The sequence below is a fragment of the Sedimentisphaera cyanobacteriorum genome (assembly GCF_001997385.1).
Lineage (GTDB): Bacteria > Planctomycetota > Phycisphaerae > Sedimentisphaerales > Sedimentisphaeraceae > Sedimentisphaera > Sedimentisphaera cyanobacteriorum.
This window is the reverse complement of sequence record NZ_CP019633.1, coordinates 704,585-717,526: the sequence shown is the minus strand read 5'-3', so window position 1 is coordinate 717,526 and position 12,942 is coordinate 704,585. Positions and strand designations below refer to the sequence as shown.

13 protein-coding genes are annotated in these 12,942 nt (G+C 44.6%); all 13 read right to left on the bottom strand.

Features of this window, described 5'->3' with window-relative positions; all coding sequences use genetic code 11:
- Positions 1 to 13 precede the first annotated feature (13 nt).
- Positions 14 to 526, bottom strand: coding sequence for a methylated-DNA--[protein]-cysteine S-methyltransferase (locus tag L21SP3_RS02745; RefSeq protein ID WP_077539231.1), 513 nt, complete (start codon positions 524 to 526; stop codon positions 14 to 16).
- Complete coding sequence (locus L21SP3_RS02740; protein WP_077539230.1) at positions 498 to 1,826, bottom strand: MFS transporter; 1,329 nt, start codon at positions 1,824 to 1,826, stop codon at positions 498 to 500. Before L21SP3_RS02740 ends, L21SP3_RS02745 begins: the two co-directional genes overlap by 29 nt.
- 223 nt (positions 1,827 to 2,049) lie before the next feature.
- A complete protein-coding gene (locus tag L21SP3_RS02735) occupies positions 2,050 to 2,895 on the bottom strand; it encodes a prephenate dehydrogenase (protein WP_077539229.1) in 846 nt (281 codons plus the stop codon).
- 2 nt (positions 2,896 to 2,897) lie between these two features.
- Entirely contained in the window at positions 2,898 to 3,350 is a 453-nt protein-coding gene (locus tag L21SP3_RS02730) for an N-acetyltransferase (protein WP_077539228.1), read from the bottom strand.
- Between the two features lie 70 nt (positions 3,351 to 3,420).
- A complete protein-coding gene (locus L21SP3_RS02725; RefSeq protein WP_227806795.1) occupies positions 3,421 to 3,744 on the bottom strand; it encodes a Sec-independent protein translocase subunit TatA/TatB in 324 nt (107 codons plus the stop codon).
- A gap of 177 nt (positions 3,745 to 3,921) precedes the next feature.
- A complete protein-coding gene (locus L21SP3_RS02720; RefSeq protein WP_123785116.1) occupies positions 3,922 to 4,797 on the bottom strand; it encodes an anti-sigma factor family protein in 876 nt (291 codons plus the stop codon).
- A gap of 2 nt (positions 4,798 to 4,799) precedes the next feature.
- Positions 4,800 to 5,387 (bottom strand): RNA polymerase sigma factor, encoded by a 588-nt coding sequence (locus L21SP3_RS02715; RefSeq protein WP_227806827.1) that lies wholly within the window; start codon positions 5,385 to 5,387, stop codon positions 4,800 to 4,802.
- Between the two features lies 1 nt (position 5,388).
- A complete protein-coding gene (locus L21SP3_RS02710) occupies positions 5,389 to 5,877 on the bottom strand; it encodes a hypothetical protein (protein ID WP_077539225.1) in 489 nt (162 codons plus the stop codon).
- The gene (locus L21SP3_RS02705) at positions 5,878 to 7,095 is read right to left on the bottom strand and encodes a bifunctional 3,4-dihydroxy-2-butanone-4-phosphate synthase/GTP cyclohydrolase II (protein WP_077541802.1); all 1,218 of its coding nucleotides are present in this window, start codon (positions 7,093 to 7,095) and stop codon (positions 5,878 to 5,880) included. It abuts the gene before it with no gap.
- Between the two features lie 13 nt (positions 7,096 to 7,108).
- A complete protein-coding gene (locus L21SP3_RS02700) occupies positions 7,109 to 7,543 on the bottom strand; it encodes a hypothetical protein (protein ID WP_077539224.1) in 435 nt (144 codons plus the stop codon).
- 15 nt (positions 7,544 to 7,558) lie between these two features.
- Positions 7,559 to 8,869 carry a phenylacetate--CoA ligase family protein gene (locus L21SP3_RS02695; RefSeq protein WP_118084508.1) on the bottom strand — a complete coding sequence of 437 codons (1,311 nt, stop codon included), beginning with the start codon at positions 8,867 to 8,869 and terminating at the stop codon, positions 7,559 to 7,561.
- A 294-nt stretch (positions 8,870 to 9,163) separates the two neighbouring features.
- Complete coding sequence (locus tag L21SP3_RS02690; RefSeq protein WP_227806794.1) at positions 9,164 to 10,507, bottom strand: IS5 family transposase; 1,344 nt, start codon at positions 10,505 to 10,507, stop codon at positions 9,164 to 9,166.
- Between the two features lie 230 nt (positions 10,508 to 10,737).
- Positions 10,738 to 12,915 carry a LamG-like jellyroll fold domain-containing protein gene (locus tag L21SP3_RS02685; RefSeq protein WP_077539223.1) on the bottom strand — a complete coding sequence of 726 codons (2,178 nt, stop codon included), beginning with the start codon at positions 12,913 to 12,915 and terminating at the stop codon, positions 10,738 to 10,740.
- Positions 12,916 to 12,942: the final 27 nt, after the last annotated feature.

Genomic DNA, 12,942 nt, shown 5'->3' with positions numbered 1-12,942 from the left:
TTTTCAGGAACGACTAAATATCAATCCCTTCCAGCCTAAGCATTCTAAGCTTAAGTGAGTTATCGCTGCCTGCCATAAAACCTCCCGGAGAGCCGTCTTTGCTGATAACTCTGTGGCAGGGAATTATTACTGGAATTGGATTAGACGCAAGCGCCCTGCCGGCAGCTCTTGCCTTTCCTTTATGGCCTGCCATCTCTGCCAGCTGAGAATAGCTCACGGTTTGGCCTAAGTTCAGTTTTGCAGCCGTCATTAGAATTTCTTCAGAGAATCTGCTCTCATCTAACTGAATCTTCAATCCGCTGAAATCAGCCTGCCTTCCCTGAAAATAATGGATTATTTCACCAGCCTTGTAATCCGGTGCTTTGGGAAAAGATTTATACTGTTTAACCTCGCTCAAAATCTTCTCCCTGCTTTCTGCTGGAAGAATAACCCGCAGTACTATCCCGGCTGATTCTACTATCCCCGCCCAGCCGAATTCCGTCCTGAAAATTTGATGCTCAAACTGATGTTTTGGCTTTTTCTGCATAACGTTCTTGCGGATTGCCTGTAAAAAATGCGAATATGAAGATTATAACAGGGAAAACTGCAAATGAAAGCAGGACGTTGCTGTAGGTTCCGAGGAATTCTTTGAGCAGACTGAAAAGCCATGGCCCTGCTGCTGTTGAGATAACCAGAATCGACATGGTAAGCCCGTTTATTGCCCCGAGATGTTTTCTGCCGAAAAACCTTGCCCAAGCTACGGTTCTGAGAGTATTGAAGAGCCCGCCGCTGGTGCCGAAGCCGGCCATAAACATAAGCCTTCCGTAGAGTTTGTCCCAATTTGCTGTTCCTATGATTGCAAAGGTGATCGCAACCATAAATATAAACAGGATCTTTTGCATTTTTACCTTATCGCTGAAGTAGCCCCCGATAAGATTTGAAAAAGCGCTGAAAAAAGACATAGGCATATAAAGGCCGAAAGCCTGCTGGGCAGTAAGGCCTGCCTCCAAGCCGATAGCCTCAGTATGGAAGGAGATGGAAGTTGTTAGCAGTGCACTTAATGCCACGGCAAAAGTGTATATCCAGAATTCAGGAGTTTTCACAGCCTGCGATCTATTGAAATCAAAGTACTCATCTGCAACTTCGCCGCTTTTCTCCCTTGCCTTGAGATAATTAGGGCCGTCAACGTGCATGCCGCATTCTTCGGGATTATCTCGAAATAGCACAAAGGCTATTATGCTCATTCCGATTCCAACAGCGACAGATAAGACAATATATGTGCTGCTCCAGCCAATATTTCCCACCATAAGCCCGAGAGGCTTTGGCGAAGCATTGAACCCGAACGACACTACAATCCCGCTTAGAGCGGCTGTCAGCCCCCTTCTATGCTCGAACCATCTTGCCATCGTAACGCGGGAGCTCATTGTCATGCAGCCCTGGCCTGAGAAACGCATAAAAGTAAAGCAGAGGCAGACTGCTGCAAAGGCAAGTCCGAACTGACCTGCAAATTCTGCAAAACGGTCTATCTGGCTCATCAAAAGGCAGGCGAGCCCGAGCATAACAGCAGAGATTGTTCCCATTATCCTGCCGCCGAGTTTGTCTATCATCTTCCCTGCAAAGGGAAGCATAAAACTGCTGAGAAGAGTACCAACCAGATAGGCCTTGCTTAAGTCTTTTCTCGAGAGCCCCACAGCCTCCCTAAGCGGCTCAGTGAAGACACTGAAGCCTATAGTCTGCCCTGGAACGCTCATAACTACCCCGAACGCGCACACGGCAACAATTACCCATCCGTAGAAAAACGGGATCTTAGCAGGCTTAAAAGGGAAGTTTACTAACCTGGTACTCAAAACAAATCCATCTAATCTTTTCGCAGTTTATCAAATTTTATTGCACAAAAAAGAGCGGTGTCGTTGGACACCGCCCCCAGCTTTTGAGGCAAAGCTGGTTGTTAAGGAGGAGGAGGTCAAAATGTTTTAGAGGAGTAGTAGGTTTTTTGTTAGCTTTACTATCCAGCAGTGTATTCTAAGGTGTTGAAATTGCAATATCAAGGATAAATTAATTAAAATCAAATTATTTATCAATTTTTTTTCTGTACTCCCTCGCTTCTTCAAAGAATTCACGCAGCTCTGAAAGGTAGTTATTTGAAATGAAAAACTTCAATTTTTCCAGCTTTTCTATAATTCCATCGAGGCAGTTAAGCATATTTTCGGAGTTTGTCATAAAGATATCTGTCCAGATATCGGAATCTCCCTCAGCAATTCTGGTAGTATCGCGGAAGCCCTTTCCGGCATACTTGATAAATTCTTGGGGAGTGGAGAGCACCATAGCAGCCGCAGCGGCATGAGGAAGATGGCTCAAAACAGCGTATATACTGTCGTGGCGGGCAGCAGTCATAATGGATGTCTGCATTCCTAAAGACTGCCAGAAATCACTCAGAAACGAGATTTTTTCCTCAGACGCCGAAACGCAAGGGGTAATAATGCATCTTGCGCTTTCAAGGCGGACATCTGAGGCGTTGTCAATGCCGGATTTCTCAGAGCCCGCAATTGGATGAGAGCCTATAAACACACCTTTGCCAAGTATCTCTTCTGCCCATTCTGAAACAATCACTTTTGTGGAGCCGACGTCGGTAACAATGGAGTTTTGGTCAGTTAATTGAGATATTTTGCTGAAAATAGACTTAAAAGATCCTACGGGAGCAGCTGCGATAATAAGTTCTGCTCCTTCAATGCAGTCTTTCACTTCTCCAGCATACTCATCTGCAAATCCGAGCTTTACTGCCTTGGCCGCATTTGCTCCGGATTTATCATAGAAAGATACCCTGCACCCCTTGAGACGGTTTTTTATCGTTCTTCCTACGGCCCCGCCTATAAGGCCTGCTCCAATAATAGAAACTTTTTTCAAGCTTTCGGGCATTTTTACACCGACTTAACTACCGCAATCTCGTCGCAATTGTCTTGTTTTGGACAATTAGCACAGTCGCTCCAAACTTTCATAGGAAGCCTGTTTTTTTCAATCTTTTCAAATCCGCATTTAAGAAAGAATTTTTCTTCCAAAGTAAGTGCAAAAACAGTTTTGAGCCCGAGGTCTTTGGCAATCTTCAAATGCTGCTGCACTATAGCCTTTCCTAACCCTTTGCGGGCAAACCTTTTATCTACAGCGAGGCTCTTAATCTCTGCAAGGTCTTTTGAAATAACTGAAAGTGCTCCGCAGCCTGCAATTATTCCTTGCTCCTCTGCCACGACAAAGCTCATAATATCTTCATAAACCCGCGAAAGAGACCTGAAAAGCATCCTGTCAAGCTCTGCATGATGCCTTATGAGCTTATGAATGCCCTCTGCATCGGAAATTTTGGCCTTGCGTATAATCATATAAATTTAAAAAAATAGGCAACCTTACAAACAGGCTGCCTAAAATATCTCAATTTGCCTAAAAAACGAATTAAGCCTGCTCTTTATCCTGCTCCTGATTAGCTGAGTAATCTTCTCTCTGGTCTGAGGACTCAGAGTCGGAATCAGAGTAACTGTTATCGTTTCTTTTTACCTGCCCCTCAACATCTCTTATCTCAGACTCAATCTCATCAGTATCAATGTCTTCAGATATCTGTTCTTTGGTTTCCTTCAGACCTTCCTTGAACTCATTAACGCTTTTTCCCATACCGCGTGCAATTTCAGGAAGCCTCTTGCCAAAGATGAGCACAGCAATTATTAAAATAATAATCAGCTCTTGAGGACCAAAATTTATAAAACCGAGAACATATTCCATTTTCTCACCCTTATATGTAACTAAAATTTCTTAACATATTTTAAATCTAACATTAAAAACAAATTTTAGCAAGCCAAATATTTAAATATTATCAAAGGTTTGCAAAAATATTGATTCAACACTGCCTAATACGCCCTAAGTCGGCAAAAAGTTGGCCTTAAATAAAATAAATTCAGGCTAAATTCCGCCAAATTCAATACACACACTGATCCCGCCCGACCCGGCAGAATCCTGCTTGGCCTTTGAGGATGCTATAGAAGGCTCAATAAAATTCATTGACTGCTCGGATTTGTCTGTTCCAGGCAGGCGAAAACTGTTTTGAATATCAAACGTCTCAGCAAGATTTCTCGCTTTCTGCCAGTCTGCTTCAGCAAGGATTTCCGCTGCCTGCTTAAAGCTCGAATTATTTAATTCAATCTGCTCACCTGTTGAGAAGTTCTTAAGCGTGAATTTACAGTTAGAATCTGAAGCCTTTGAAAGATCGCTGAGAACTAATGAAAGCGCCTTCAAATCCGAATCAAACTTAACGCTTTTATTTCCTGAAGAAGCTGATTCCAATAGCGATCTGTTGTAGAGAATCTGGGATAAGAGCTTTTTGGAAAGCACTGGATTTTTATCCCTCAACACCACTCTGCAAGAGACCATAAAATCTTCTATACCCCTAGCGGGAGGAATATTAGCACTTCTATCATCGGTTAAGCTCCTGACAGCAAAGCTTCGGGCAGCATTTTTAGGCTTAGGTTCTGTATTCAAAGGGCTCCAGACAGCCGTAAAAACTGCTGCAACGGCAAAAACTGCTGCTGCGCCAGCGACCCTGAAGAGATAAACCCTCTTTCTCTTCCTTGAGGCGAGCTTCTTTTCTACAAGGCTTTGCATATCACTGGAAGGCTCTGTTTTTTCAATCTCAGAAATCATCCTGCTGATTTTTATCTGCTGGTGTACAGCACGTCTTAGCTCGGGTGAACGAGACATCATCGCCTCGAGCTCTGCAGCCTCTTCATCAGAAACGCATCGGTCAACATATTGGGTTATTAATCTTTGGGTTTCACTCATTTTCATTCACCCTCAAAATACGGCATAAGCTTTAACCTCAGTGCTTCTCTGGCTCTGTAGATCCTGCTTTTAACCGTGCCCTGAGTTATTCCCAGAATTTCGGCTATCTGCTTGTAGCTCATCTGGTCGATATCTCTAAGCAATATCATAGTTTTATGATTCAGCTCAAGGCTTTCCACTGCCTGCCAAAGCACCTGTTTTCTCTCGTCTTCAAGAAGCTCATCAATCGGCATAGATGCCTGTTTTGAAGCAAAATCTAACCTTGTCGGCTCGTCCTCGCTTCCGCCCGAGGTTTCTGCTGAGCTGAAAGACACAAGCCTCTTTCGCTTCACAAAATTCAACGCCTGATTAACAGCTATCCTGAAAAGCCAAGTATAAAAACTGCTTTCGGCCTTGAAATTGTCAATGTTTTCTACAGCTTTGACAAACGCATCGGAACAAAGTTCCATAGCATCGTCGTGGTTTTGGCAAATTTTCAGCAGGGTTGTGTAGAGTCTGGACTGATATTTTTGAATCAGCTCTCCCAAGGCATCATTATCGCCCTCACGGTAGCGCACAAGCAGGTCGCTGTCTTCAAAATTATTCCGCACTTTAATCAATCTGCAAAATCTTCTGTGTATTCAGCATACCGGTTTCGGAAATAAAAGTAACCTCTATGAGGCACTCTTTTAGTGAAGAGTTTGTCTCGGGCATTTTGAGATTGAATGAGTAAGACCGCATCATATCCCGCCAATAACTGTTGTTATTCTTTGCTGAAAAGGCCTTTATATCATCCCACTTAAATATCCTCTCTGCTTTTGAAACAGCAGAAAGCTTTTTAGGCCTGTATGCCTCTATCCTAAATATTCCAGGATGCTTGACATTTGATCCGTAACTGTCTTCCAGCTCTATGTATATATTTAATTCAAAGCCGCCGGAAACTTTTGAAGCTGACGAAAGCGGAGAAACCTTTATGCCGGAAGGCTCAAAGCCTGCGTATTGGTTCTCGCAGCTCTGCCTGCAATCCTCAAGGCTCCGAGACTGCGTAATCACGCCGCAGCCGCCTGTAAAAATCAATATGCAAACAAGGAGCTTAGTCAATTACAGATCCTCGCCTTTAAGCAAATGTCCGAAACGGTGCTTTTTTGTTCTTAAGTAATTAACGTTGTACTCGCAGGGCTTCATCTCTATTGGCATCTGCTTTACAACCTCAATCCCGTAAACCTTGAGTCTCTCGATTTTTTTTGGGTTGTTGGTCAGGATTTTTACCTTGCTGACGCCCAGATCGCGAAGTATTTGTGCGCCTATACCGTAATCACGCTTGTCGGGAGCAAATCCCAGCTCGACATTTGCATCATAAGTGTCCAGACCGTCTTCCTGGAGCTTATAGGCCTTTAGCTTATTGGCAAGGCCTATACCTCTTCCTTCCTGACGCAGATACACGAAAACGCCCCTGCCCTCTTTCTGAATCATCTCAAGGGCTTTCTCCATCTGCTTGCCGCATTCGCATCGTTTAGAATGGAACAGATCGCCTGTCATGCATTCCGAGTGCATTCTGATAAGAACAGGCTCGTCAGTTGTCAAATCTCCCTTGCAAAGGGCAATGTGAGGCTCTGTTGAACCAAGGCTCTCATACCCAACAAGCTCAAATTCGCCGAAATCTGTAGGCATAGACACTGCCTGCATCCTTCGAACCTGAGTTTCCTTCTGCATCCTGTATTCTATAATATTCGCAACAGAGGTCATCTTCAGCCCATATTCTCTGCAAAATTCTACCAGATCAGGGAAGCGTTTCATCGTACCGTCATCGTTCATTATCTCACAGATTACCCCTGCCGGCTTAAGCCCTGCAATTCTCGCAAGGTCAACAGCCCCTTCAGTCTGGCCTTCGCGGGTAAGAACGCCCCCTTCCTTGGACCTGAGGGGGAATATATGACCGGGCCTTGCAAGGTCGTAAGGCTTTGCTTTATCATCAGCAAGAACCTGTATAGTTTTAGCCCTGTCGTATGCACTCACTCCGGTTGTTATACCCTTTTTAGCATCTACACTTACAGTGAAGGCAGTGCCAAGCGAAGCTGTGTTTACCAGAGACTGAGGGTGAAGCCCTAGTTTCTCGCATCTCTCAGCCTCCAGGGGCACACATATAAGCCCCCTGCCTTTGGATGCCATAAAGTTCACAATCTCAGGTGTGATATGCTCTGCTGCACATACCAGATCGCCTTCATTTTCGCGGTCTTCATCGTCAACTAAAACGACCATCTTCCCGCTTCGAAGGTCTTCTGCTGCTTCTTCTATAGTATTTAACTTCGTATTTTCCATTAATATATTTCTGTCAAAGGTCTGTAAAATCTGAGCTGTCAAGCAGTTTGAAGCCCTCTTTTTTAAGGTTGTCCACTGCTGCCTGCTTGAGTGTATCGTGTATTTCCATGCAGCACACGCCAAGATTACCCGGCTGTACAACAAATCCGAATACGTCGGCTATGTTTACATCATTCTCATTCATAATCAGTGTCAGCCGCTTGAGGTTTCCCGGGCTGTCGGGAACGCTTACAGCAGTTATATCTTTCAGTGCACAGGCAAACCCCCTCTCAGAGAGCGCGAGCCTCGCCTCATCGGGTTTATCAACTATCATCTTAATAAGGCCGTACTCGCCTCTGTCCTGCACTGTAAAGGCCTTTATATCGATTTCATTTTCCGTGAGAATATCAGTAACACTGTAAACTCTGCCCGGCCTGTTTTCCACGAACACATTAAGCTGCTTTATCATAATTAAAGCTCCAATCTAAATTTCTTCCCGCATATCAATCACCCGCTTTGCCTTGCCTTCAAAAGTCGGCAGGGTGCCGGGTTCGTGTATTTGAACCACGGGATTAACAAATATCGACGCCTTGAGCTCCTCGCAAATTTTTCTGTTCAGGCTGTCCAGCTGAGAAGCATCTCCGCTGAACATCTTTGAATAGATCTCAACCTTTACAATGAGCTTGTCTATCGCTCCCTTTTTGGTGAGCACAATCTGATAGTTCGTTCCAACCTCCGGGATATTCATAACAACTTCCTCTATCTGAGACGGGAACACGTTTACGCCGTTAATTATCATCATATCGTCAGTTCTTCCCATAATACGGGAAAGCCTTCGGTGAGTTCTCCCGCAGGGACAGTCTGAATCGTATATGTGGCATAAATCTCTGGTTCTGTATCTAAGAAGAGGCATAGCTGTTCTGGTTAGGTTTGTGAGAACCAGCTCGCCTTTCTCGCCGTCCGGAAGCACTTCGCCTGTTTCTGGATTGATTATTTCAGCGATGAAGCCGTCTTCCCATATATGCATCCCGTTTCTGTAAACGCATTCAAAAGCTACTCCCGGACCGTTCATCTCGCTGAGTCCGTAGGAATTGTAGCAGGGCATATTGTAAAGCTCTTCAAGTTTTTTCCTTGTCTGCTCGGTATGGGGCTCTGCGCCTGTTATAGCCCGCTTTAAGCTCAAATCTTCTATCTTCGTATTAAAATCGTCGAGCTTTCCATAAATATGAAGAAGGTAGCTGGGTGTAATGTGCAGAGTTGTAGTATTGAAATCCTGCATATATCTAACCTGCCGAATCGTATTCCCCCCTCCTATCGGGAGAACCGCCATCCCAACTCTCTCTGCACCGTAATGAAGGCCTAAACCGCCTGTAAAGAGGCCGTAAGTCATCATATTCTGAAACACGTCGCTCTTTGTGCAGCCGGTTGCAACGAGGCTCCTCGCAACAAGGTCAGTCCAGCAGTCCATATCCTCGCCGGAGAGATAAATCACTGTTGGAACGCCTGTAGTCCCGCTGGAGGAATGTATCCTCACAACATCATCAAAATCGGAAGCGAGCAGGCCGGCAGGGTAGTTCTGCCTCAAATCGTTTTTTGTAGTAAAGGGAAATTTCTGAATATCCTCAAGGGTTTTTATATCTTCGGGACTTTCTATCCCCGCCTTGTGAAACTTCTTTTTGTAGAATTCTGATTTATACGCCTGCTTGACAATATTTTTGAGCCTTCTGAGCTGAATATCATTTATCTCATCCCGACTCGCTGTTTCGATCTGCTTATTCCAGAAGTTTATCTGCATCGTTCTGCCTTTATAACAATAATAATTGGCCGCAAAAAGCTAAAGTTTAGCAAAGATGAAGAAAAATTCAAATTGCTAAAAAGCTCTTGTATTGTATTTATATAACATCAATCAGCTTCCATAAAAAACCTTGAGAGCTGAGCATATCCATATACGTGTCTGTATCAAACTGCTCTATACTTCCAGCTGTATTCAAATGACGCATTTACGCGCCGCTGCAATGCCCACGCCGCCTCAGAAAATAAATAGTCGTTCCTGAAAAATCAATGATTTTGGGGAAACTAAAAAAATATATCAGGCTAATCGAGTCTTTAATTTGCTTTTCATTGCCAAATTTCTGTAAAATTCAATAATTTTAAGCATAAAAATATAGGCAAAAGTAAACTTCTTTAGAAGTTTACGCATATTGTACCCAAAAGCGCTGCCGAGGGCGTTCATTTTGTCCCCTTCTACACCTTTCAAGAAGTTTCTTCCCAACCTGTTGTCTTCTTTGAGGTGGCCTATCGTTGGTTCTATGCGCGATCTTCTCTTAATCCACCTCTTGATACTTCGTTTCTTTTTTCGCCAGCCCTTTTCTACAATTTCAACATTTCCAATATCCTCGCAGCCGTGTTTCTTGTATCCTCCATCAACATAAACATCTCCAAGCTTTTCTCTCCCGATTAAATTCATTGTCTGCTTCAGATTAGCCCGAAGAGTATGGCCATCATAAGGGTTTCCTTCAAAGCCCAACGCTCCTACGATAAAATTATTCTTGGCAGTAGTTACAATTCCAACCTTATTTCCAAACTCATATTTCTTGTGGCTTTTGCCTTTCCCAATGCAGCAGACGTGAGGTTCGTGAATACTGTAGAGCTTATTTTTGCTTTTCTTTGTCTGGGCTAAAAGCTTCTTAGCGGCTTGAAGCAATGTATCAAAAATTATTCTTAACTGCTCATTGCCTGCTATATTCCGCTCGACCTCTTTCGTAATTCGCCGCAGGTAGTTCCTTAATTTCTTCACTTCTTTTTTAGCTCTTTTGAACTGTTTTGCACGTCGATACCTGCCCTGCATTACATACGCCCTTTTCCCAACCCTTTCGTAGCTTTGGTGAAGTTGGAGTTTTGATGCTTTTGCAAGATCTACAAGCTTAATGCGCAGTTTGTGGCAGAGTTTTGCGTCGGTCGGATAAGTGATGTTCTTCTGCTGAACGGTTGTATCTGCAACGAGCTTGTTGAAATCGTTCTTTTTGATAACCTTAAGCTTCAAGCCGGCTTTGATAGTTTCTTCGAGCAGCTCTTCAAGACCATCAGATTTTACCTTATTACGCCACTTAGTCATACTGGTTGGATCAATAGGAGGCTCGTGCTGGAAGTATCTTTCGCCGCAGAAATACTGCCAGTAAGGATTCTCAACCCAGCCGGCAACGATTGCTTCATCGCTGAGATTGAAAGTGTACTTGAGATACTGAAGGCCGACCATCAGGCGAATCGGCTTGGCCGGCCTGCCTGAATCAGGACTGTATAAACTGCCAAACTTCTCTTCAAAGCGAGACCAGTTGACAACCTCTGAGAGTTGGACTAAAGAGTGATCAGGATTTACAAGAGGTTTTAATGGCTGCTGAAAGAGTAAGCCTGCTTTATTGTTTTTTGCCTTCATTATTTTGTCCCAATATTGCAATGTTTTGATAGATGGAAGATAAACACTTGCAATATTATACCATATCTCGAAAGCTTTTCAATCATATAAACCATTATCAGAAAAGAATTTAAGGAAATTTAAAACTTTTTCAGGGGCGACTATTTCAACTTTCAAAGTTTCAGCTAAATGCAAAAAGCTCCCTCAAATGAATGAGGGAGCTCTAAATTATTTTCTTTGCTCAGCTGAGTTTAGTCGAGCTGAGGATAAAGGTTGGATTCGTTCCAGTCGCCTGCCATCAGTGCAAAATCTGCCAGGTCAACTTTGCAGTCACCGTTGAAATCGTACTGGAGTACGGATGAATCAGGCTCTGTACAAACAGTTTCACCAGTTATCTGATAATACTGCTCAGCCACCTCTTCGCTTGAGAGGGCATAGTTGTACATCTTTATCTCATCAAAAACGCCGTAGGTAGGACGCCAGAGAGTGCCGTTCTCATCCCGCATATCGCTCATAAGCTGCACAGGAAGTTCGTTTCTGCTGGTCTTATAAGGTCCGCCGACAGCGGCAAGAGTACCGTTTACGTAGAGCCTGCCCTGCATATCTTCACTGTTTACAAATGCTATATGAGCCCACTCGCCTTCTGGGAGGAAATACTCCTGACCAGCTGTAACCGGCCCGTAATTTTGATGATTGATGTCGATCTGCCCCTCTGGGCCTAGGCCGAACCACCAGTTATTCTCAACATCAAGCTTCTTAGAGCAGACAAGTCCTGTCCAGTTGTCAGGCGCTGCGCCCACACCAGCCCATTTGATCCAGAGGGTAATTGAAAGCTCATCTGAATATTCTGCCGGCACAAATGCATCTGTTTCAGCGGCAACGAGTGCGTTAGGTTCGGTATCGAGAGCCTGCCCTGTTGCAGCAGGATCAACCCCGTCAACCCACTGGCTTGCCAGAGGCGTAGTATTCGGGTCGGCGTGATGACCTTCGCCTGAAGCGTCTGTATAGTCTCCATCGAGAGGCCAGTAGCCAATCATACGCTTAACGCCGAGCTTGGCAGACTCAGAATCAACGCTTCCGGCCGCATTATTCGCCCTGCAGAAATACTCGCCCTGATCTGCCTTTTCGAAATTGGCAAAAGAAAGGCTTGAAGTGTAGCTGTCGCCGTGCTGAGATACTCCGATTGTTATGTCAGGATCGCTGTCGTCAAGAATGATCTCAGGTTCACCTGCCTTCACCCAATTCACAGAAGCTGGGGACTTGCTCGTAAAAGCAGTGTTCAAAGTAACTTCTGCGCCTGCAAAATCTGCCGTATCTTCGGGTGAATCTGTAATTGCGGGAACCGCAGGCAGAGCTTCGAACTCCCATACAGGCCCTGCGATATTGTCCGCATCGCCTTTAGATGCACCATTTATCTGCTCTTCAACCTGCCAGTAAACAGTGTCGCCGAGATTGAAAGTGTAAGGTACAGTAATAGGATCGGTGCCTGCTGAAACAAATGTATCAACTTCTGCTACATTGTTGTTCGGGTCTGCAGGGTCGAACGTGGAATAAATTGTTACAAAGTGCCCTGTAACGTCCGAGTTGGGATTAGCTGTATTCGCAGGGTCGCCTGCAGTATCAAACTGCACTGAAGTTACAGCAGCAGGGTCAACATTAATCGCATTATTTGCAGGAACTGGGTTTCTCGGGAAGGTCTCCAAATCTATTACGTCTTCAAAAATCTGTCCTCTAACATCAGAGCCTGTTTCAGTTTCCATAGCTACAGCGCAGCCGTCTGAGGTTACCAGAGCAATTGAAGGATACCAATCACGGCTCAGACCACCCATTGATGGGTAATTATAGCTCTCTCCCTCAGCGGGAAACTGGCCTAGAACACTCACTCTGCGGTCGCCTGTGAGATTTGTTGAGCCCAATGTACCGGTGATTGTTTCTTCATAAAGCCTGCCGTTGATCATAACTGCAAGCTCGCCTGTATTTGCATTGAAAGAAGCAAAGGCTTCGGTTTCAACACCCGGATAAACCTCACCCATAGCCACTGCAACGCCTTCATCGCCGGAGGCATCGGTATCATCGAGGCTGGCAACATTGGCCTGCTCTCCGCCGGAGCCGCCGGCTCCTTTTGAGCAGAATGTCAGCATGCCATCGCAGATATACAGACCTGTACCGAAGGTAGTTCCGCCTACCTCAATAACTATTACCGGCCCGTCTGTTTTAGTTGTGTCTGCCTCTGTGGGCGTAAATTTTGCAGCAAGAGTAATGAAGCCTGAACTGTCAATTGGGGGGCAGGTTTGGCTTTGAGCAGTTTTTTCAGAAAAATCAACTAAAGCGTCTGCGTCATTAAAACCGGGAACTATTTCGCCCGCCATAGACACCGAACAGGCTGCTGCAATAAACATTAATACAAGGATTTTATATATTTTCGTCATTTTATTTTCTCCATAAAATTTAATTAT

What these genes read in the sequence shown, in the direction of transcription:
- L21SP3_RS02685 (WP_077539223.1), bottom strand. Translation starts at nt 12,915, where the DNA reads ATGACGAAAATATATAAAATCCTTGTATTAATGTTTATTGCAGCAGCC.
- L21SP3_RS02700 (WP_077539224.1), bottom strand. Translation starts at nt 7,543, where the DNA reads ATGATAAAGCAGCTTAATGTGTTCGTGGAAAACAGGCCGGGCAGAGTT.
- L21SP3_RS02745 (WP_077539231.1), bottom strand. Translation starts at nt 526, where the DNA reads ATGCAGAAAAAGCCAAAACATCAGTTTGAGCATCAAATTTTCAGGACG.
- L21SP3_RS02695 (WP_118084508.1), bottom strand. Translation starts at nt 8,869, where the DNA reads ATGCAGATAAACTTCTGGAATAAGCAGATCGAAACAGCGAGTCGGGAT.
- L21SP3_RS02705 (WP_077541802.1), bottom strand. Translation starts at nt 7,095, where the DNA reads ATGGAAAATACGAAGTTAAATACTATAGAAGAAGCAGCAGAAGACCTT.
- L21SP3_RS02725 (WP_227806795.1), bottom strand. Translation starts at nt 3,744, where the DNA reads ATGGAATATGTTCTCGGTTTTATAAATTTTGGTCCTCAAGAGCTGATT.
- L21SP3_RS02720 (WP_123785116.1), bottom strand. Translation starts at nt 4,797, where the DNA reads ATGAGTGAAACCCAAAGATTAATAACCCAATATGTTGACCGATGCGTT.
- L21SP3_RS02730 (WP_077539228.1), bottom strand. Translation starts at nt 3,350, where the DNA reads ATGATTATACGCAAGGCCAAAATTTCCGATGCAGAGGGCATTCATAAG.
- L21SP3_RS02690 (WP_227806794.1), bottom strand. Translation starts at nt 10,507, where the DNA reads ATGAAGGCAAAAAACAATAAAGCAGGCTTACTCTTTCAGCAGCCATTA.
- L21SP3_RS02735 (WP_077539229.1), bottom strand. Translation starts at nt 2,895, where the DNA reads ATGCCCGAAAGCTTGAAAAAAGTTTCTATTATTGGAGCAGGCCTTATA.